This is a genomic window from Gibbsiella dentisursi, from assembly GCF_039539505.1.
Classification (GTDB): Bacteria; Pseudomonadota; Gammaproteobacteria; order Enterobacterales; family Enterobacteriaceae; genus Gibbsiella; species Gibbsiella quercinecans.
This window is the reverse complement of the sequence record NZ_BAABDG010000002.1, coordinates 1,446,439-1,464,345: the sequence shown is the minus strand read 5'-3', so window position 1 is coordinate 1,464,345 and position 17,907 is coordinate 1,446,439. Positions and strand designations below refer to the sequence as shown.

At 53.4% G+C, this 17,907-nt stretch carries 17 protein-coding genes; 10 read left to right on the top strand and 7 right to left on the bottom strand.

The genetic code is table 11. The features are described from left to right. The first annotated feature begins 2 nt into the window (after window positions 1-2). The 5 genes from ABFX35_RS07110 (at window position 3) to ABFX35_RS07090 (ending at window position 5,930) form a co-directional block, all read left to right on the top strand. Window positions 3-773 (top strand): ABC transporter ATP-binding protein, encoded by a 771-nt coding sequence (locus tag ABFX35_RS07110; RefSeq protein WP_346080046.1) that lies wholly within the window; start codon window positions 3-5, stop codon window positions 771-773. A gap of 18 nt (window positions 774-791) precedes the next feature. After that, window positions 792-2,288, top strand: coding sequence for an ABC transporter substrate-binding protein (locus ABFX35_RS07105; RefSeq protein WP_346080044.1), 1,497 nt, complete (start codon window positions 792-794; stop codon window positions 2,286-2,288). Next, complete coding sequence (locus ABFX35_RS07100; protein WP_428832167.1) at window positions 2,285-4,012, top strand: ABC transporter permease subunit; 1,728 nt, start codon at window positions 2,285-2,287, stop codon at window positions 4,010-4,012. Before ABFX35_RS07105 ends, ABFX35_RS07100 begins: the two co-directional genes overlap by 4 nt. A 63-nt stretch (window positions 4,013-4,075) precedes the next feature. Next, window positions 4,076-4,636, top strand: coding sequence for a 3'-5' exonuclease (locus tag ABFX35_RS07095; RefSeq protein WP_346080042.1), 561 nt, complete (start codon window positions 4,076-4,078; stop codon window positions 4,634-4,636). 100 nt (window positions 4,637-4,736) lie between these two features. Then, on the top strand, window positions 4,737-5,930 hold the full coding sequence (locus ABFX35_RS07090) for a multidrug effflux MFS transporter (RefSeq protein ID WP_346080040.1): 1,194 nt from the start codon (window positions 4,737-4,739) through the stop codon (window positions 5,928-5,930). 3 nt (window positions 5,931-5,933) lie between these two features. Here ABFX35_RS07090 and dadX read toward each other — a convergent pair whose 3' ends face one another. Further along, window positions 5,934-7,007 (bottom strand): catabolic alanine racemase DadX, encoded by a 1,074-nt coding sequence (gene dadX, locus ABFX35_RS07085; protein WP_346080039.1) that lies wholly within the window; start codon window positions 7,005-7,007, stop codon window positions 5,934-5,936. 63 nt (window positions 7,008-7,070) lie between these two features. Next, window positions 7,071-8,375, bottom strand: a complete 1,305-nt coding sequence (locus ABFX35_RS07080) for a D-amino acid dehydrogenase (protein ID WP_346080038.1) — start codon at window positions 8,373-8,375, stop codon at window positions 7,071-7,073. 177 nt (window positions 8,376-8,552) lie between these two features. Here ABFX35_RS07080 and ABFX35_RS07075 point away from each other — a divergent pair, with 177 nt between their 5' ends. Both ABFX35_RS07075 and ABFX35_RS07070 read left to right on the top strand, forming a co-directional pair. Next, window positions 8,553-8,678 (top strand): hypothetical protein, encoded by a 126-nt coding sequence (locus ABFX35_RS07075; RefSeq protein WP_346080036.1) that lies wholly within the window; start codon window positions 8,553-8,555, stop codon window positions 8,676-8,678. A 225-nt stretch (window positions 8,679-8,903) separates the two neighbouring features. Beyond that, window positions 8,904-10,439: a SpoVR family protein gene (locus ABFX35_RS07070; RefSeq protein WP_346080035.1), complete on the top strand. Its 1,536-nt coding sequence runs from the start codon at window positions 8,904-8,906 to the stop codon at window positions 10,437-10,439. 39 nt (window positions 10,440-10,478) lie between these two features. On the opposite strand, the gene fadR is transcribed toward ABFX35_RS07070, so the two are convergent. Next, entirely contained in the window at window positions 10,479-11,198 is a 720-nt protein-coding gene (gene fadR / locus ABFX35_RS07065; RefSeq protein ID WP_346080033.1) for a fatty acid metabolism transcriptional regulator FadR, read from the bottom strand. Between the two features lie 312 nt (window positions 11,199-11,510). On the opposite strand from fadR, the gene dsbB reads away from it, so the two are divergent. Then, entirely contained in the window at window positions 11,511-12,041 is a 531-nt protein-coding gene (gene dsbB / locus ABFX35_RS07060) for a disulfide bond formation protein DsbB (RefSeq protein WP_346080031.1), read from the top strand. A 317-nt stretch (window positions 12,042-12,358) separates the two neighbouring features. Here the strand turns inward: dsbB and ABFX35_RS07055 are convergent, their stop codons facing one another. Both ABFX35_RS07055 and ABFX35_RS07050 read right to left on the bottom strand, forming a co-directional pair. Next, window positions 12,359-12,847 carry an OsmC family protein gene (locus tag ABFX35_RS07055; RefSeq protein ID WP_346080030.1) on the bottom strand — a complete coding sequence of 163 codons (489 nt, stop codon included), beginning with the start codon at window positions 12,845-12,847 and terminating at the stop codon, window positions 12,359-12,361. 138 nt (window positions 12,848-12,985) lie between these two features. Beyond that, window positions 12,986-13,432 (bottom strand): YcgN family cysteine cluster protein, encoded by a 447-nt coding sequence (locus ABFX35_RS07050; RefSeq protein ID WP_279028298.1) that lies wholly within the window; start codon window positions 13,430-13,432, stop codon window positions 12,986-12,988. A 489-nt stretch (window positions 13,433-13,921) separates the two neighbouring features. On the opposite strand from ABFX35_RS07050, the gene ABFX35_RS07045 reads away from it, so the two are divergent. After that, complete coding sequence (locus ABFX35_RS07045) at window positions 13,922-15,259, top strand: caspase family protein (RefSeq protein ID WP_346080028.1); 1,338 nt, start codon at window positions 13,922-13,924, stop codon at window positions 15,257-15,259. 45 nt (window positions 15,260-15,304) lie between these two features. Here ABFX35_RS07045 and ABFX35_RS07040 read toward each other — a convergent pair whose 3' ends face one another. Together ABFX35_RS07040 and ABFX35_RS07035 are read right to left on the bottom strand one after the other, a co-directional pair. Beyond that, on the bottom strand, window positions 15,305-15,811 hold the full coding sequence (locus ABFX35_RS07040; protein WP_044068564.1) for a hypothetical protein: 507 nt from the start codon (window positions 15,809-15,811) through the stop codon (window positions 15,305-15,307). Then, entirely contained in the window at window positions 15,808-16,113 is a 306-nt protein-coding gene (locus tag ABFX35_RS07035; RefSeq protein WP_044068563.1) for a hypothetical protein, read from the bottom strand. Before ABFX35_RS07035 ends, ABFX35_RS07040 begins: the two co-directional genes overlap by 4 nt. Window positions 16,114-16,784: 671 nt before the next feature. Here ABFX35_RS07035 and ABFX35_RS07030 point away from each other — a divergent pair. Continuing rightward, complete coding sequence (locus ABFX35_RS07030) at window positions 16,785-17,906, top strand: hypothetical protein (RefSeq protein WP_346080026.1); 1,122 nt, start codon at window positions 16,785-16,787, stop codon at window positions 17,904-17,906. Window position 17,907 lies beyond the last annotated feature (1 nt).

Below are 17,907 nucleotides of genomic sequence, written 5' to 3'. Positions count from 1 at the left end.
CCATGCGCGCCGAAATGCCGTTTATCAGTATGCAAAATGTCAGCCGCCGTTATTCACCGAAGGCTATCGGGGTGGCGGGAATAAACCTGAATATCTACGCCGATGAGTGCATCGGGCTGGTCGGCTGCTCCGGGGCCGGCAAATCCACCCTGTTAAAACTCCTGTTGGCGCTTGAAACGGCGGACGGCGGGCACATTCATTGCCAGGGACAATTGCTAGAAGCCGCCAGGCCGCGCCGGTTACGCGAATACCGCCGGCTGGTGCAATACGTGCCTCAGGATGCCCATGCCTCGCTAAACCCCCGCCATACCGTGGCGCAGCTTATTGCCGCCCCGTTGCGCCAACTCGCGCCGCAGGAAAATGCCCAGGCAATCACCGAACGGGTACTGGAACAGGTTGAACTGGCCCCTCGGTTGGCGCATGCGCGCCCAAATGAACTTTCCGGCGGCCAGGCGCAACGCGTGGCATTAGCACGCGCTATCGCCTTGCAGCCCCGTTTTCTGTTGGCGGATGAACCGGTGAGCGGGCTGGATCTGCCGTTACGCCAGCAAATGATTGCTCTGCTGCGCCGCCTGACGCAACAGCAAAAGATGGGCATGTTGATCGTCTCACACGACATTTCGCTGGTCGCAGCCCTGTGCCAGCGGACTCTGGTGATGGATCGCGGTGCGATCGTCGAGGATCGCCCCACCCACGCGTTGCTGCAACATCCCCAGCATGCGGCCACCCATGCGTTGATCGCCGCGATACCGCAACTGCCTACCCATATTTAACCCCGGAAGGAGCTATTGATGTTACCCCTACGTTTTATTGGCCCCGCCTGCCTGATGGCCAGCAGCGTCTTACTTAGCGGCTGCTTTGATCCCGCCGCCCCCGAAGAAACCAGCGCGAATGAAAAACGCATTCGCCTGGCGATGCTACAACCGCCGCGCTCGGGCTTAACGCCGCTGAGTGATGATGCGTTCAAACTTTCGCGTTGGAGCAATAGCGAAACGTTGGTGATATTAGACGACAATGGCGATATACAGCCGGCGCTGGCGACAGAATGGCAACCGCTGGACGCACAGAGCTGGCGTTTTCGTTTGCGCCAAGGCGTTCAGTTCCATGACGGCAGCACATTCGATGCCCATAGCGTGGTGCGCTCACTCCAGGCCGCCATGCAGGCAGCACCAAAACCGCGGATTCTGGACGGCGTGGAACTGACCGTCAGCGCTGACGGCGATAACGCCGTGATTATCCGCAGCGCCACACCCGATCCGCTGCTTCCCCAGCGCCTGTCCAGCCCGCAGCTCGCCATCCTGGCCGCCAGGGCATATGGCGCCAACGGCACGGTTAACCCACTGCGTGCCGGCACCGGCGCTTACGTGTTAACCGAGATCAACGGCACCAGCAGCGCCCGCCTGCAACGGTTCGATAACTATTGGGGGGAGAAAGCCGCGGCGCCGGGGATCGACGTCAGCTTTGTGCCCGACAGCACCGCCCGTGCCGCCGCCTTGCGGACCGGCAGCGCCGATTTAGTGGAAGCGCTACCCATTTCGCAACTGCCGCTGATTGACCAAGCGCTGATCTATGAAGTCCCCATGCCGCGCACCAACACCCTGTATCTGAATACCCGCCGCGGCGCCTTCAGCGATCCTGCCATGCGGGCGGCAGCCGCGGCCGCCATCCAACGCCAACCGCTGATCGATAACGTCTACGAAGGACGCGCCGATGTAGCCGCCGGGCTGCTTGGCCCAGCTTTGCCCTGGGCCGCCGCGCTACGCCAGGCACCGCCCGCCGCAGCACCTGCCGCGATCGGCGGCAAGACCATCACGCTGGCTACCTTCAGCGATCGTGCAGAGCTGCCGGAAGTCGCTGTGTTTCTGGCGCAACAGCTCACCGCCGCTGGTTTTACGGTGAAACAAGAAGTGCGTGAATACGCGCATATTGAAGCCGATGCCCTGGCCGGCAAGTTTGACGCCTTTATTCTTTCCCGCGCAACGGTGCTGGATTCGGGCGATCCGGTGGCTTATATGTACAGTGATTTTGCCTGCCAAGGCTCCTTTAACATTTCACAACTGTGCGATCACCAAGTAGATGCCGCGCTGGAACAGGCCGCATCGCTCCCGGCAGGCCAACAGCGCCGCCAGGCGATTATGGCGGCGGAGAATAAAATTCTCGCCACCCACGCGGCCATTCCGCTATTGCATGAACGGGTGATCCAGGGGGAAGCCGCCAACATGCGGCATGCCGCGCGCGATCCGCGTGAGCGCGTATTGGTCACGCCAGCCAGCATGATTGCACCATGATGGCGATGAACACCGTCAGGCGTGCCTTGCTGCCACAGTTATCCCGCCTGGCGTCTCTGCTGGCGATGGGGCTATTTGTTGGCCTGATGCCCTGGTTATCCGGGCGCGATCCGGCGCTCAGCCTATTGCGCGCCCGCTCCGGCGATCAAGAAGCCACCCAGGAAGCGTTGGCCGCCATACGCCAGCGTTACGATCTGGATGACGGCCCATGGGCGCTGTTTGGCCGCTGGGTCTATCATCTGCTGCATGGGGATGCCGGCAACTCGTGGATCTCGGGGCAACCGGTACTGCCGGGAATGATACAGGCTGCCGGGGTATCCCTGGCATTAATGGGTTATGCGTTAGCGCTGGCTTTGGTTGTGGCGCTGTTGCTGGCATTACCGGCGCTGTGGCGTGGGCTACACGGCAATAGCCGACGTGCGACGGGTACGCTGGCTGTCACATTAACGGCGCTGCCTGAGTTCTTGCTGGCGTCGCTGCTATTGATTGTGGGGGCGGTCTGGCTGCGCTGGTTCCCGCCATACGGCTGGCAAAGCCTGAATAACGTTGTGCTGCCCGCGCTGGCGCTTGGCCTGCCTGCCGGGGGGTTGCTCGGCCTGCTGTTCAGCGATGGGCTCAGCGCCACCTTCAATGAGCGCTGGCTGCAAACCTGGCACCTGGCGGGGATCCCTTGGTATCGCAGCCTACAGGCCGTATTGCAACGCACCCTGCCCGCGCTGCTGCCGCAGATCGGCCTGGTGATTATCGGCCTGACCGGCGGCGCCGTGGCGGCGGAAAAGGTGTTTGCCATCCCCGGCCTGGGGCGGGCAACACTGGGCGCCGCCATCGCCCAGGACTTGCCGGCCTTGCAGTGCGGCCTCTTGCTGCTACTGGCGATCGCCTTCTGTGCCGGCCTGGCCGGGCAAGCGCTGCATTACCTCTTGCTGGCGCGGATTGCCACAGTGCTGCCGAATACGCCACCGCCGCGGCAGGACGGCAAAGCGCTACCGATCGCCATCATCGCCGCACTGCTGCTGTGCCTGATGGTGGCTACCGGCCTGCTGCGCGATCCCTTTTCTTCCCTGCACCTGCGCCTGCAGCCACCCAGCCTGGCGTTGCCGTTCGGCGCGGACGCCACCGGCCGCGATATGCTGGCGCGGGTGGCCCACGGCGCGCTCAATACCTGCCTGCTGGCGCTGGCCGTGAGCTTTGCTGCGCTGCTGTTGGGGCTGGTGTTCGGCATGCTGCCGCGCCTGGCCTGCGGGCTGATTGAGCTGGCGAACGCCACGCCGCCGATCATTGCCGGGCTGTTGGTGATCGCCATCACCGGCCCCAGCGCCTATGGCGCTGCGGTGGCGGCGCTGTTGGTCAGTTGGGCGCCGTTGGCTGCACATTGCGCTTCGTTGCTGGAGGAAACGCGCCGGCAGGGCTATATCCGAATGCTGCCGGTCTTGGGCATCGGCCCGCTCCGCACGCACACCCACTACCTGCTGCCCGCGATCATGCCGGCCCTGCTGCGCCATGCCATGCTGCGCCTGCCGGGGATCGCACTGGCGTTGGCGGCGCTGGGGTTCCTCGGCCTGGGCCCCCAGCCGCCGAGCGCGGATTGGGGGTTGCTTCTGGCTGAAGGCATGCCCTATATCGAACGCGCGCCCTGGGTGGTTCTGCCGCCGATCGCCGCGCTGATCCTATTGTCGATCCTGGCGATATCCCTGGCCAATCTCGCGGGCCATCGGCGTGGCTGAGCGCGCATCCTGGTTCGCTTTGCGGTAATATAGTGCCCATGCTTACGCCAGCCAGGATCCCCCATGCAGCACCTGATGTTAGATATTGAAACCCTGGACACCGTGCCCAGCGCGGTGATCCTGGTTGTCGCCGCCGTATTTTTCGATCCGAAAACCGGCCAACTGGGCGCCGAATTTGAAGCCGCCGTCAGTTGCGAGAAAGCGCAACCCGGGCGCACTATCAGCCTCGATAGCGTGGCCTGGTGGGCCAGGCAATCCAACGAGGCGCGCAAGCTGGCCTTTGGCGGCAGCGAAACCCTCAAACGCGTGTTATCCAGCTTCAGCCGTTTTATTCATATGAACACCACAGACAACGTCAAGGTATGGGGTAACGGCAAGGAGTTTGACTGCACGATCCTGGAACATGCGTTTCAACAGCTTGAGCTGCCCTGCCCCTGGCGCTTTTGGGATACGCAGGATGTGCGCACCATCATTACCCTGGCGGAACTGCACGGTTTCAACCCGAAAAAAGAGCGGCCGTTTGAAGGTACTCCCCACCGGGCGCTGGACGATGCCAAGCATCAGGCTCGCTATGTGGCGGACGCCATTTCAGCCCTGTATTATCGGAAAGCGCCCGTGTCATAAACCTTGCCCTTACCGCACAGGGTTTGTGCTTTACTTCTTTCTTTTTCTGGCGAGGGTCACTACTCTACTCACCTTTGTCACTCGGATGTGCTGACTTGTTATGCAAAGATACCTTTTTCTTCTTCTGAGCCTGGTATTGTTCGGGCCGTTGGGGATCGACCTTTACCTGCCCACAATCCCGGCTATTGCGCGCGGCCTGAACAGTAGCGAAACGCTGATTCAGTCCAGCATCCCGCTTTTTATCCTGGTGCTGGGCATTGGGCAAACCATTTCCGGCCCGCTGGCGGATAACTATGGCCGCAAACCGATCGCCATCACGGGGATTGCGCTCTATATGGTCGGCTCGGCCATGGCGGCGTTGGCCACCTCGCCGGGGGTATTTATCGCTTCCCGCCTGTTGCAGGGGGTGGCGGTCTGCTGCACCTCCGTCGTCTGTTACAGCGGCGTGCGCGATCGAATGAGCGGCGATGATGCCGCGCGCGCGTTTGGCTTCCTTAACGGCACGTTGAATATCGTTCCGGCGCTGGCGCCGCTGCTAGGCGGCCTGCTGGCGGAAAACTTCGGTTGGCGCGCACCTTTCTGGTTCCTGATGAGCTACGCTCTGGCGGTGATGATCTTGATTGCCCTGCGCTTCCCGGAAACACGCCCCGAGGGCACCCGGCCGGTGCGTGGGTTGCCGTTGCGGCAATATGCCCATATCCTCAGCGATCACCATTTTCTGGGGTTCACCCTGGTTAACGCAGGAGCGATGGGGATGGCGCTGACCTATGTTTCGCTGGCGCCCAACGTGCTGATGGGCACAGCTGGCCTGACGCCGCTGCAATTCTCCATCGCTTTTGGCGCCAATGGGTTCTGGATTATGTTCGTGACTTTCTTTGCTAACCGCATCATCCGTAAAATCGGCCGCCCGGTTTGCCTGTTCACCGGCGGCATGTTGATGCTGCTGGGCGCCATTGGCCTGTTTCTGGGCGTAGGCTTGCTGCCGGCCGGCGTGCAAACCCACTGGCTGGCCTATATGTTGCCGGTAGCTGCGTCCTGCGCCGGGCTGGCGTTTGTCATGGGCCCAGCCACCAGCTATGCGCTGGAGCCCTACTCGACGGAGGCCGGCGTCGCTTCTGCGCTGGTGGGCTTTGTGCAAATGGCGGGCGGTGCCGCTCTCGGGCTCATCGCGATGACGTTGCCATTGCCGCCTAAGCTGGCGCTGGCGTTGGTGATGCTGACCAGTTGCCTGCTGGCGCTGCACGCGCGCAAGCTTAGCCGCCAGAGCACCAGCCATATTGAGAAGATTGCCTGAAGTTTACTGGCCGGCCACCACCGGCACCCGCGCCGTTAATGCCGTCAGCAGCTCGTAACCCAACGTTCCGGCTGCGGCGGCCACATCATCAACCGGCAACCGCCGCCCCCACAGCTCCACCTCTGCGCCGAGATTCGCCTGCGGGCACGGCGTTAAATCCACCGCCAGCATGTCCATCGATACGGTGCCCAGCGTGCGGGTCAGCACGCCATCCACCCATACCGGTGTGCCGGTGGGCGCATGGCGCGGATAGCCATCGGCATACCCACAGGCAACCACGCCCACGCGCTGTACACCGCTGGCGGTATAACGGCCGCCATAGCCCACGCGCGCGCCAGGCTGCACCAGTTGCACGCCGATGATCTCACTGCTTAGCGTCATCGCCGGCTGCAGGCCAAAACCAGCGATATCGCGCCAGTTGCCGGTCGGCGATGCGCCATACAGAATAATACCAGGCCGGATCCAAGCGCCGTGAGTTTCAGGGTGCCAGAGCGTCGCCGCCGAGTTCGCCAGGCAGCGCGGCAGCGCCATACCACTGGCCGCCTGCTCAATAGTCGCGATCTGTTGTGCAACCCCTTCCGGGCCATCCGCGGTGGCAAAGTGGCTCATCAGCGTAATGGAACGGATATTGCCGATGCCGCACGCCCGCTGCCAGCTTGCCTGTAACTCCGCAGGGGGGAAGCCCAGGCGGTTCATACCACTGTTAACTTTCAGATAGATATCCAGCGGGGCCGTAAGGTTGGCATCGGCAATCGCCTGCAGTTGCCAGGCGCTGTGCACGGCGGTCGTTAACCGGTATTGGTCGATCAGCGCCAGATCCTCCACCCGGAAGAACCCCTCCAGCAGCAGGATCGGCCCTTGCCAGCCCGCCTCGCGCAGCAATATCGCCTCGGCGAAATCCAGCAAGGCAAAACCATCGGCTTGCGCCAGATGGTGCCACACCCGTTGGAGGCCGTGACCGTAAGCATTAGCCTTCACCACCGCCCAAATATTGGCCTGTGGCGCATGGCGGCGAATAACCTGCAAATTGTGTTCAAATGCAGAAAGGTGCAGTGTTGCTGTAATTGGGCGGGGCATGGCCTCTCCTTAGAGCCTGTTGATGCCGCCATGGAGCACCCACGGCGGCAGCGATAATTAAGGTTAGCGCACAGGATGCGCGCTTTTGTGCGACACCGCCCCCTGCTTGCCATAACCCGTACGATAACGCTCCACCGACAAATCCTCAAACGGGATAGCCGGCGCCGCGCCGGAAATCAAATCGGCCAGCAGTTGCCCCGAGCCGCAGGCCATGGTCCAACCCAGCGTGCCGTGGCCAGTATTCAGGAACAGATTTTTCACCGGGGTGCGCCCTACCACCGGCGTGCCGTCTGGGGTCATCGGCCGCAGGCCAGTCCAGAAGGTGGCTTGTTCAACGTGGCCGCCTTGGGGGTACAGATCGCGCACAACCATTTCCAGCGTAGCGCGCCGCTTTTGCTCCAGCGCGGTGTTATAGCCGACAATTTCGGCCATGCCGCCCACGCGGATCCGTTGATCAAAGCGAGTAATGGCGATTTTGTAGGTTTCATCCAGCACGGTGGAAACCGGCGCATCGGCCTCACTGGCGATGGGGATGGTCAGTGAAAAGCCCTTCAGCGGATAGACGGGGATCGCGACCAGATCGCGCAGCAGCCCGGTGGAATAAGAACCCAGCGCCACCACATAGCTATCACCGGTAAATACCTCATCCCCGGACTGCACCCCAACGATGCTATCGCCTTCCACCAACAACCGGTCAATGCTGCGGTTATAGCAAAAGGTGACGCCCGCCTGCTGCGCCATCAGCGCCAACCGTTGGGTAAACAGTTGGCAATCGCCGGTTTCATCGTTCGGCAGTTGCAGGCCGCCGGTCAGCTTATGCGCCACCTGCGCCAGAGCGGGCTCAACGCTTGCCAACTGCGCGGCTTCCAGCAGTTTATACGGCACGCCGGCGTCTTTTAGCACCGCGATATCTTTGGCCGCATTTTCAAACTGCTGGGCCGTGCGAAACAGCTGCAAAGTGCCCCCCTGCCGCCCTTCGTACTGAATGCCGGTTTCCTGGCGCAACGCTTTTAAACAATCACGGCTGTACTCCGCCAGGCGCACCATACGCCCTTTGTTCGCCATGTAATGTGCAGTGTCGCAGTTCTTCAGCATCTGCCACATCCAGCGCAGTTGGAAGCTGCTGCCGTCTGGGCGGATCGCCAGCGGCGCATGGCGCTGGAACATCCATTTGACGGCCTTTAATGGAACCCCCGGCGCAGCCCAGGGAGCGGCATAGCCCGGCGAGATCTGCCCGGCATTGCCAGCGCTGGTTTCAAGCGCCGGCCCGGGTTGGCGCTCAATCACTGTCACTTCATGACCGGCTTTCGCCAAATACCAAGCGCTCGCCACGCCCACAACGCCACTACCTAAAATCACCACTCGCATAGCAGACTCCACGCTCAGGCCACCCTAAGCATAATCCTCTGTTCACCAGGGATTAGCCCAGAGGAAATCGCCAAACAGAAAATTAACCATTAGACACGATACTGTCACATTTCATTTATCCTTCATGCACTATGCTTTTGCAATAGCCGGGAAAAAATAGCGATAAGATATCGCCCAATGGCCGGTATCGAAGAAAAATACGGCCAACACGCTAGCAATGATAGCAAAGACATCAATCAAAAAGCGCTACTGAATAACAAGCCGCTAACAGACGGCATCAAACGCTCACTGGCACTTTATTAGACCAATATGCTAACAAAATGGCGACTTAAGAGATTTTTGTGTTGGTGGGGATCGGTATGCCGGTAGCAGAAAAAACTCAGCGCATCTGCCCGCCCTTTACGCCGTCAACGCCATTCCGTTGAATTTTTAAACTTTATATGATTATTCGCTACGGCCAGATTGAGCTACGCTTGTAATTAGGGCTCGCCGTAATGAGCAAAGCCCGTTAATAACGAGGGTGCGCTGATGACTACTTCAACATATGAAAAGGTTAAGGATGACAAACGTCTGAGCGACGGACCAGACTGGTCGTTCGATCTGCTGCAGGTTTATCTGGAGCAAATTGACCGCGTAGCCAAGCACTACCGGCTTGACACCTATCCACACCAGATTGAGATCATCACCTCCGAGCAGATGATGGATGCTTACTCGAGCGTTGGGATGCCGATCAACTATACCCACTGGTCCTTCGGCAAAAAATTCATCGAGACAGAACAGCGTTATAAGCACGGGCAGCAGGGGCTTGCCTATGAAATTGTGATTAACTCCAATCCCTGTATCGCCTATCTGATGGAAGAAAACACCATCACAATGCAAGCGCTGGTCATGGCGCATGCCTGCTATGGGCACAACTCGTTTTTCAAAAATAACTACCTGTTCCGCAGTTGGACGGATGCCAGCTCCATTGTGGATTACCTGCTGTTTGCACGTAACTACATCAGCCAGTGCGAAGTGCGCTATGGCATGGAGGAAGTGGAAAAGCTGCTGGATTCCTGCCATGCATTGATGAACTACGGTGTCGATCGCTATAAGCGCCCGCAGAAAATTTCACTGCTGGAAGAGAAAGCGCGCCAGAAAAGCCGCGAAGAATATCTGCAAAGCCAGGTGAACTCCCTGTGGAAAACCTTACCGCGCGTTGATCGTGAGGCAGTGCCGGAACAGGTGCGCCGCTACCCAAGCGAGCCGCAGGAAAATATTCTCTACTTTATGGAGAAGAACGCCCCGCTGCTGGAACCGTGGCAACGCGAAGTGCTGCGCATTGTGCGCAAGGTGAGCCAGTATTTTTACCCGCAAAAGCAAACCCAGGTGATGAACGAAGGCTGGGCCACCTTCTGGCACTACACCATTCTTAACCACCTGTATGACGAAGGGCGGGTTACCGATCGCTTTATGCTGGAGTTCCTGCACAGCCATACCAACGTGGTGTACCAACCGCCCTACAACAGCCCCTATTACAGCGGTATTAACCCGTATGCGCTGGGCTTCGCCATGTTCCAGGACATTAAGCGCATCTGCCAGGCGCCAACCGAAGAAGACCGCTACTGGTTCCCGGATATCGCCGGCAAAGACTGGCTGGATACGCTGCACTTCGCCATGCGTGATTTCAAGGACGAAAGCTTCATCAGCCAATTCCTGTCACCGAAGATCATGCGCGACTTCCGGCTGTTCACCGTACTGGATGACGATCGCAACAATTTCCTGGAGATATCGGCAATTCACAACGAATCGGGCTACCGCGCAATCCGCCAAGAGCTTTCTGCGCAGTATAACCTCAGCAACCTTGAGCCGAATATCCAGATCTGGAATGTGGATCTGCGTGGTGACCGTTCGCTGACGTTGCGTTATATCCCGCAGGATCGCGCTCCGTTGGATAAAAGCCGCCGCGAGGTGATGAAGCATGTGCACCGGCTGTGGGGGTTTGATGTGATTCTGGAGCAGCAAAACGAAGATAACAGCGTTGAACTGCTGGAACGCTGCCCGGCGCGGCCTGCGCCGCTTTAAATACTACCTACCCATCGCCAAGCGGCCCGAAAGGGCCGCTTAACGGCGGGCTTCCGTCAGATCGCTCGGCATCGTGCCCTGCATGCTGTGCCAGATGGCGCCGCTTTCTTTGCCGTAGCTGCGCACCGTGTCCATCACCTGTTCATACAGTTGCTCATGGCACAAGGTGGAAAGCTTGTTATAAAAGCTTAACGCCAGCTTGCGCGCTTCCGGGTTCGAGAAATAATAGCGCCCCACGCGCGTATACAGCCCCTTCAATCCGTTCAAAATCAGGCCGTAAATCGGGTTGCCGGAGGCGAACGCCAGGCCGCGAAAAATCTCGTAATCCAGATGGTTGAACGCATCGGCCTGATCTTCAACTTCGGCGGCTTTCGCCAGCACTTCCTGCGCCTGCTCCGGATGGTTGCGCACCGCCGCGCGGATAAAGATGGAGGCGATGTTGGTGCGAACGGAAAGCAGGTTGTCGATAAGCTGCGGCACACTGTTGTGATCAAGGCGCGCCAGCGTCTCAAGAATATTCAGGCCGGACGTTTCCCAGAAGTTGTTGACCTTGGTGGGTTTGCCGTGCTGAATGGTCAGCCAGCCATCACGCGCTAAACGTTGTAAAACTTCACGCAAGGTGGTGCGCGTTACGCCGATCAACTCTGAAAGCTCACGTTCCGCAGGCAAAATAGAGCCAGGGGGGAAGCGATTATTCCAGATACTCTCGATAATATACTCTTCCGCGAAACCGGCAGGACTTTGCGCCTTGATGACCATGTATTTGATATTCCGTAACGACGATAATCAGAAAGTAGAATCAGCTGATCATACCAGATCGCCTCCGGCATGACATAGCCTGAGCAAAAAACATTAAACGAAAGTGTGCATAAACCGGCAAAAAACGAGCGAAAATGCCAAACGGCCCGTTTCCCTGCCCGGCTGCACCAAGGGCGCCGCCGGCATATCGGCGCCAATAAACCCTGCTTTGGAACGCTTTTTTACACAGAATCCGCTACGGATAGCTGGCAGCAGGGTTGAATTGGTTTACACTGCCCGTTCAATTGCTTACTACATGGAAGAGCGATCATTATGTTGCAATTTTTTAACCGCTGCTCGCGCGGGCGCGGTGCCTGGCTGCTGATGGCATTGATTGCGCTGCTGCTGGAGCTGGCTGCGCTTTATTTTCAGCACGTCATGCTGCTACAGCCTTGCGTGATGTGTATTTATGAACGCTGCGCCCTGTTTGGTATTTTGGGGGCGGGCCTGCTTGGCGCCGTCGCACCGAAAACCCCGCTGCGCTATGCCGCTATCCTGCTGTGGATCTACAGCGCATGGGAAGGGGTGCAGTTGGCCTGGAAACACACCATGATCCAGTTGCACCCTTCGCCGTTCAATACCTGTGACTTTTTCGTCAGCTTCCCATCTTGGCTGCCGCTGAATAAATGGCTGCCGGCGGTATTCGAAGCATCAGGCGATTGCTCCATACGCCAATGGCAATTCCTGACGTTAGAGATGCCACAATGGCTGGTCGGTATTTTTGCCGCCTTCCTGGTGGTTGGCGTGATTGTGCTGCTGAGCCAGTTTGTCCGCCCGCGCAAACGCGATCTGTTCGGCCGTTGATACGCCGATAATTAAAAACGGTGCCCTGGCGGCACCGTTTTTAATGGGCTCTGCCATCGCCATAAATATCAGCTTGGCGGCGGCTTAAAGATGAGTGAAGTAATAGACGAGCACAATCAGTGCTCCAGCTATCACAAACAGGCGCACCATTTTCATTGTTGGCTTTCTCGCAAGCGGGAATATGGCCACAGCCTACTGAACCTGCGGTTGGAAATGAAGCCTTCCCCCTGCCAATAGCCCATAATTTACATAACATTGAACTCGGGCCGCCAGCATGGCCGGCCCGCTATCGTATCAGCAGAAAATCGTTGTGCCGATTAAGACACCGCGCCGCTGCGTACGGATATTTCCGGCTCGTTGTTCACCGGGAAATTCACCGACCGCGCAATAAAGCACATATCATGAGCCTTGTGATGCAAATCCAGGGCGGTTTGGCGATCCGAATCAGCCGTTATCTCAACCCGGGGCCGCAGCGTAACCGATGAAAATTGGCCGGCGCCGCCGCTTTCTTCCAACATAACGCCCTCGGCCTCATCGCGATACGCCACCACCGTGACGCCAGCGGCGGCACAAAGGCCAAGATACCAGAGCTTATGGCAGGCGCTGAGTGAAGCCAGCAACAGTTCTTCTGGGTTCCAGCGCGCCGGATCCCCACGGAAGCTCGGATCCGCCGAACCCAAAACGGGCGGTTTGCCTGCCGCATTGATTTTATGGTTGCGGCTGTAGGCGCGGTAATTGGCGGTGCCGCTGCCCTCATTCCCCGTCCAGACCACGTTGACGCGGTAAGTATGCTGCTTCTCTGCCATCACTTTCTCCTATGCCAATACGGCGCGATTGCCACGCGCACAGAAAACAGGATCTGTTGAATCAACAGACTGGGCGCTTTAATGAAAATTTAATTGGGGGTATATCCATGGCCAAAAATCAACACCAATCGGGCGCCGTTATCTGGCCCAGTCAGGCTTGTTCAAAATATGATCCTGCCAATCGACGACCTCACTTTCACGCACGGCAATATGGCGCACGGTAATACGCTCGCCATGCATTGCGGCTTTGGAGCCGCTGATTAGCGGGTGCCACGCATACAGCGGCTTGCCTTCACCGATAAGCCGGTAGGCGCAGGTAGGCGGCAGCCAGTTGAAGGTCACCAAATTCTCCCGCGTCAGCTTGATGCAGTCCTCTTCCAGCTCAAAACGGCGATCGTAGTGACGGCACTGGCAAGATTTGATGTTCAGTTGATTGCAGGCCACGTTGGTGAAATAAATCTCATCGGTATCTTCATCGATCAGTTTATTCAGGCAACACTGCCCGCAGCCGTCGCACAGCGACTCCCACTCTTGTTCTGACATCTCCGCCAGGGTTTTGGTTTGCCAAAAAGGGCGTTGTGACATGGTAAAATCCGGTAATCAATCTTTACTCGTCATACTTCAAGTTGCAGGTGTGTTGGCTTTCCTCGCTCACCCCAGTCACTTACTTGAGTAAGCTCCTGGGGATTCGCTGTGTCGCCGCCTTCCTGCAACTCGAATTATTTAGAGTATAAGCCAATAAAAAGCCCGCAAGCAGGCGCAAGGGCGGGACTATAGCGAAACCCGCCGCAGAATGGAAATAAAAGCCTAAGAGAATCAAAGCAGTAAAGCGTAATTCAGTTAAAAAACACACTGATAGCTATTATAGCGGAAAATCAGCCCTGCCGCCGCCACGCGGCGGCAGAACCGATGCTAGGCTGTGTCCCGCAATAGGTCGTGGTGCCGTCGTTGCGTCCAAAGCCCGTCATCAAGGCTTNCCTCGGCTTGCTTCAGGATGGACATGATCTGGCTGTCAGTGAAACGTGATTTTTTCATAGAGATCTCCCCGGTTCAGGTTACGAGAAAATTCTACTTATGAACACACCGGTTTTTCGGGGGGATTACCGGTTGGCATTAACACGAGGAATAGGTCCAGGAAGTACTCGCTTCTTAAATGATATGATGTTGCGGTATTCCAGACAAGTGCTGACAGCCGGTAAAGCCGATGAGACTGTCGCAGATTCTGGTGGTCCTTTGCCAAATCATTCTGTATTCACTGGCCATCTAATAGAAGGCCTTAAAGGAAAAGCATTAACCGAAAACGGCGTATTAACCGCCAATGGTTTGATGACTTATGTTTACAACAAAGTATCAAATGATAAATCTTCCAACCAAAGTCCGCATTACGGATATATTGATGGTGATGGGGATTTTATTTTCAAATCTCCTTCTTGGTCCAATGACAATTCAGAGGAAACAACGGATAATGATAGATTAATTTCGATTCCCTATTTTCAGACAGAATTCTCTCCTTTAAGGGCTGAAGATAAAATAAGAAAAACAAAACAATTACTGGCGAATGATTCATCCTCTATCGAGTTACATGACTTTGTGATTGATGAAGTTAAAAATTTTCTTTCTGAAACAAGTGAAGATTTTTTCTCAGTAAACGGGCAGTTTACTAAAGAAGAGCTCCTTGAGAGGATTTCTAAATATGAAAACATATCTAAAAATATAATACTAATAGTTTCTTGTGTTTCATATTGGGCTCGAACAATTCATATTCCATTATTAAGTAAAGCATTAGCTCGTGCAACCGACAGACTGGAAAGAGGAAGTGGTTTAACTATATGGTTAAATCTACGGTGGTATCCTTTAATAATGCAGTTTTATGCTTTGGGGATAGCTGCATTTGAAAATAAAAAATATGACACATTATTTAATATTTTCTTTATAAAATTAGACTCATCACTTTCGAGCAATGGTAAGCCGTTATATTTCTCTGAAGCCATTTCCAATGCCATTCTTGAGCTGACTAGGCAAGATGTGTTTAAGCAGCTCCCCGGTTTTGAAAGGCATTTCGTACCAATGAGTGAGCATCTCCATACCATCTTGCAACCATTAATTGATGATACCCTGTTTATTGGGAAGAATTACGAAAATGCTTTTGATGATTTTGAATGTTTCTTTGCACTTGTCATTGCAGATCTGCATCATCAGCAAGAGCGAACAGTATGGGGACCTATCGGTCGTTTTGGTTGGAAAGAAAAAAGATCGTACAATTCTCCATTATCTAATATGATCAAGGAAGCCAAAGAACAAGGCGTTAACTGGGCGCCATTAAAATGTGGGTTCTTTGGGGGGGATATTTCTAGGTTCTCTTTAGTTGCCGATGAATATTTAAAAGGAATATCAAACTTGCATTGGTATTAATTATTGGTTTAAGTGCCTTTATATAAACGATAAAGGCACTTAATATCATTCAGTTATCCACTCATCGCGCACCCTTAAGGTGGATGTGTACTTTGTTGCCTCTATATTATAATAGGAAGAAAGGTCTTGGCTTGATGTTATGTTTTTTATTTCATGAAAATATGTCTCTTTGAACATTGCTCTGTCAACTTTGCCATCAATATATTTTTTGCATGCTTCATCATATTGATTGAGAAGATCTTCAATACAAGAATCATAAGTTTTATATAATAAATCAAGAGAATAAGATTCCTCGACGCTCAATGAACCTGCTTGTTTTTTTGCTAAGTATGGTGTTAATATAGGTGTTAAGTTGTTTATTGTATTTCTTGCGTTAGTTATACCAGTTCGAATTTGAAGTTCAATTGTACCATGTTGCAATTTCAATGCTTCACTTGCATTCTCTTGTGCAAATTTAATATCTTTTCTTGATTTGAAGAACGTATACACTGACAGTAGCAATGCAAGACTAGACACGGCTAATGAATACATATTATAAGCACTATCACTCATTGACTTCTCCCTCTATTAAGCATTGCTATCAAATCCACTAAGTCATCATTACTAGCGCTAGCATTCCCTCGACTAATATTATCAGATGGGGAGTTTTTCTCATCGAAATAAATTTCCCTTTCATCCGCAATGGCTCTCTTTATTTCATTAATGATCTCATATTTTTGGAGCTGCGTTATTTTCCTTAGTCTGATGCCTATATCTAATTCAGATAGAATATTCTTTAGCTCATCTAGCCTATCGTTTTCTCCCTTACTTAATAAACGTGAAACATATTGAGTTGATGATGTATTATTTGCCATGTATTCTCTCCCGTTGATAATGCTGAATTATACAACATTTGTTTTATAAAATGAATTAATTATATTTTAGTTAAAAAGCCTACAGCATTTAGCCTCAAAATTTGTTGTTCTTAACCGCACAATAATCCCTCCAGAGGGATTTAAAGAACAACATTACATCATCTCGTTGTTTACAGTGTTTCAAAATTCTGTCTTTCCATTCCGGCTCCCACATTTTCAGCCTTGTGCTTTTATCTGAATAGCAATTCTGCGTAAAGAATGATCATTACAACATAAAACTTGTTCGCAAGGATACCTATGGGTTTGGCAATGCTGCCCTCGTCGGAGAGCAAACTGATTGGTTAGCAAAGCGCTGGAAATGGTATACGTAAGTCGTGGTAAGCCTGTCAGAGTAATGTTCCACGGCGATTAGGCTAGTTTTTAAACGAGTAGACAGTTCCGACACCTAATGAATCGCTGCAACTTTTACTGGCATCTTATTGATAGATATAAGTGTCAACGTCTGCTCCTTGCGGACCTTGGGGGGGACTTCAGGAGGTCCGCTCCGTGTTAGTAGCGGACGTCTAGGTCGCTGAACCACAAAGAATAATTTCTAGCTATATTACTGGCTCATCAGTATCTTTATGCGATAATATTTCATACAAACTAAATTTATGGCGAAGGGAGTGCAAATGGCAATTACGGTCTATTCTCGTACATTCAAAAAGGAATTGGACATAGTTCAATTGCTAAACCTTTACTCATCAAATAACGTACTTAATTTTAGTGATTTCAAGGAATTTGTTGCGTTTGATGCAGAGTGCCCAATTTGCAATGTAAGCGGTGCAATTGTTGTTTCAGAAGGTTATTCGAAAACAACTAATAAAATAGTTAGCCAATCTCATTTTTCGTTTAGAACAAAAGACGGAACAGACGCGCACAAAATATTTTGCGATCATTACAATGGCGATGATAAGCAAATAGATTCTTCAAAGGATGGCTTTATAAAATTAGGCACTTCCGGCTCTGAGATTACAAGTATAATTCGAGAGATTGTATGTAGAGGTATTGAACATGAAGAGTTCAATCAGGAAGATATTAGAAACATGCGACGGTGGTTTACTGAATTACGCCAATCGGGCACTTTTTCTGTTAACTACAGCCCTCACATGATCAACCTAGTAAGAGCCAGCATGTATTCCCGCAAAGGAGAAGATACATATATTGTCGATGAAGAGAGAAAAAATAAATCTTGGTTTGATATAAACGATGAAGTTTATCGTTCTTTAAGATTCAAATACCCATCATTGATGATCGATATGACCAATAAGAATAATGCTATTTTCTATAATCTTGTGAATAGCACCACATTTACTAAACAAGCATATCGGTTAGTAGCACGAGATCGAGGTTATCAGGTTTATGATAGAAGGTTGCTTAAAGATAAATATGAAGCAACGATAAGGATAGCACAAAAAATAACCAGACATCACGAGTTTCTTTTCAGAAAGATCAGGAGTTTATCCGCTGTTAAAAAAAACAATCCCCTTTTGGCTGTATCTGCCTTGCTTCTTTTTGTTTCTGACTGGGATGAAACAACTGCAATCAACAAATTCATCAAATTATGTGGTGTAGGAAAATCTAAAAATAATGATGAGGGAAACGTAATTGGCTTAAACCCCTTTATTCATTACGATGCCTGGAATGTTATTCATCAACTTAAGGATTTAATGGTTACACTTCCAGACTTCTCGAACCTTGATGAAGAATTTGCCAAAGAAAAAGCTAGATTAACTGAGCTTTATAAGCTCTAGC

Excerpts from the sequence above, each read along its gene's own strand:
- ABFX35_RS07030 (WP_346080026.1), top strand. The coding sequence starts at position 16,785 with ATGGCAATTACGGTCTATTCTCGTACATTCAAAAAGGAATTGGACATA.
- fadR (WP_346080033.1), bottom strand. The coding sequence starts at position 11,198 with ATGGTCATCAAGGCGCAAAGTCCTGCCGGTTTCGCGGAAGAGTATATT.
- ABFX35_RS07095 (WP_346080042.1), top strand. The coding sequence starts at position 4,076 with ATGCAGCACCTGATGTTAGATATTGAAACCCTGGACACCGTGCCCAGC.
- ABFX35_RS07040 (WP_044068564.1), bottom strand. The coding sequence starts at position 15,811 with ATGAGTGATAGTGCTTATAATATGTATTCATTAGCCGTGTCTAGTCTT.
- ABFX35_RS07110 (WP_346080046.1), top strand. The coding sequence starts at position 3 with ATGCGCGCCGAAATGCCGTTTATCAGTATGCAAAATGTCAGCCGCCGT.
- ABFX35_RS07055 (WP_346080030.1), bottom strand. The coding sequence starts at position 12,847 with ATGGCAGAGAAGCAGCATACTTACCGCGTCAACGTGGTCTGGACGGGG.
- ABFX35_RS07075 (WP_346080036.1), top strand. The coding sequence starts at position 8,553 with ATGGCCGGTATCGAAGAAAAATACGGCCAACACGCTAGCAATGATAGC.
- ABFX35_RS07035 (WP_044068563.1), bottom strand. The coding sequence starts at position 16,113 with ATGGCAAATAATACATCATCAACTCAATATGTTTCACGTTTATTAAGT.
- ABFX35_RS07105 (WP_346080044.1), top strand. The coding sequence starts at position 792 with ATGTTACCCCTACGTTTTATTGGCCCCGCCTGCCTGATGGCCAGCAGC.
- dsbB (WP_346080031.1), top strand. The coding sequence starts at position 11,511 with ATGTTGCAATTTTTTAACCGCTGCTCGCGCGGGCGCGGTGCCTGGCTG.
- ABFX35_RS07080 (WP_346080038.1), bottom strand. The coding sequence starts at position 8,375 with ATGCGAGTGGTGATTTTAGGTAGTGGCGTTGTGGGCGTGGCGAGCGCT.
- ABFX35_RS07090 (WP_346080040.1), top strand. The coding sequence starts at position 4,737 with ATGCAAAGATACCTTTTTCTTCTTCTGAGCCTGGTATTGTTCGGGCCG.
- ABFX35_RS07100 (WP_428832167.1), top strand. The coding sequence starts at position 2,285 with ATGATGGCGATGAACACCGTCAGGCGTGCCTTGCTGCCACAGTTATCC.
- ABFX35_RS07045 (WP_346080028.1), top strand. The coding sequence starts at position 13,922 with ATGAACACACCGGTTTTTCGGGGGGATTACCGGTTGGCATTAACACGA.
- dadX (WP_346080039.1), bottom strand. The coding sequence starts at position 7,007 with ATGCCCCGCCCAATTACAGCAACACTGCACCTTTCTGCATTTGAACAC.
- ABFX35_RS07070 (WP_346080035.1), top strand. The coding sequence starts at position 8,904 with ATGACTACTTCAACATATGAAAAGGTTAAGGATGACAAACGTCTGAGC.
- ABFX35_RS07050 (WP_279028298.1), bottom strand. The coding sequence starts at position 13,432 with ATGTCACAACGCCCTTTTTGGCAAACCAAAACCCTGGCGGAGATGTCA.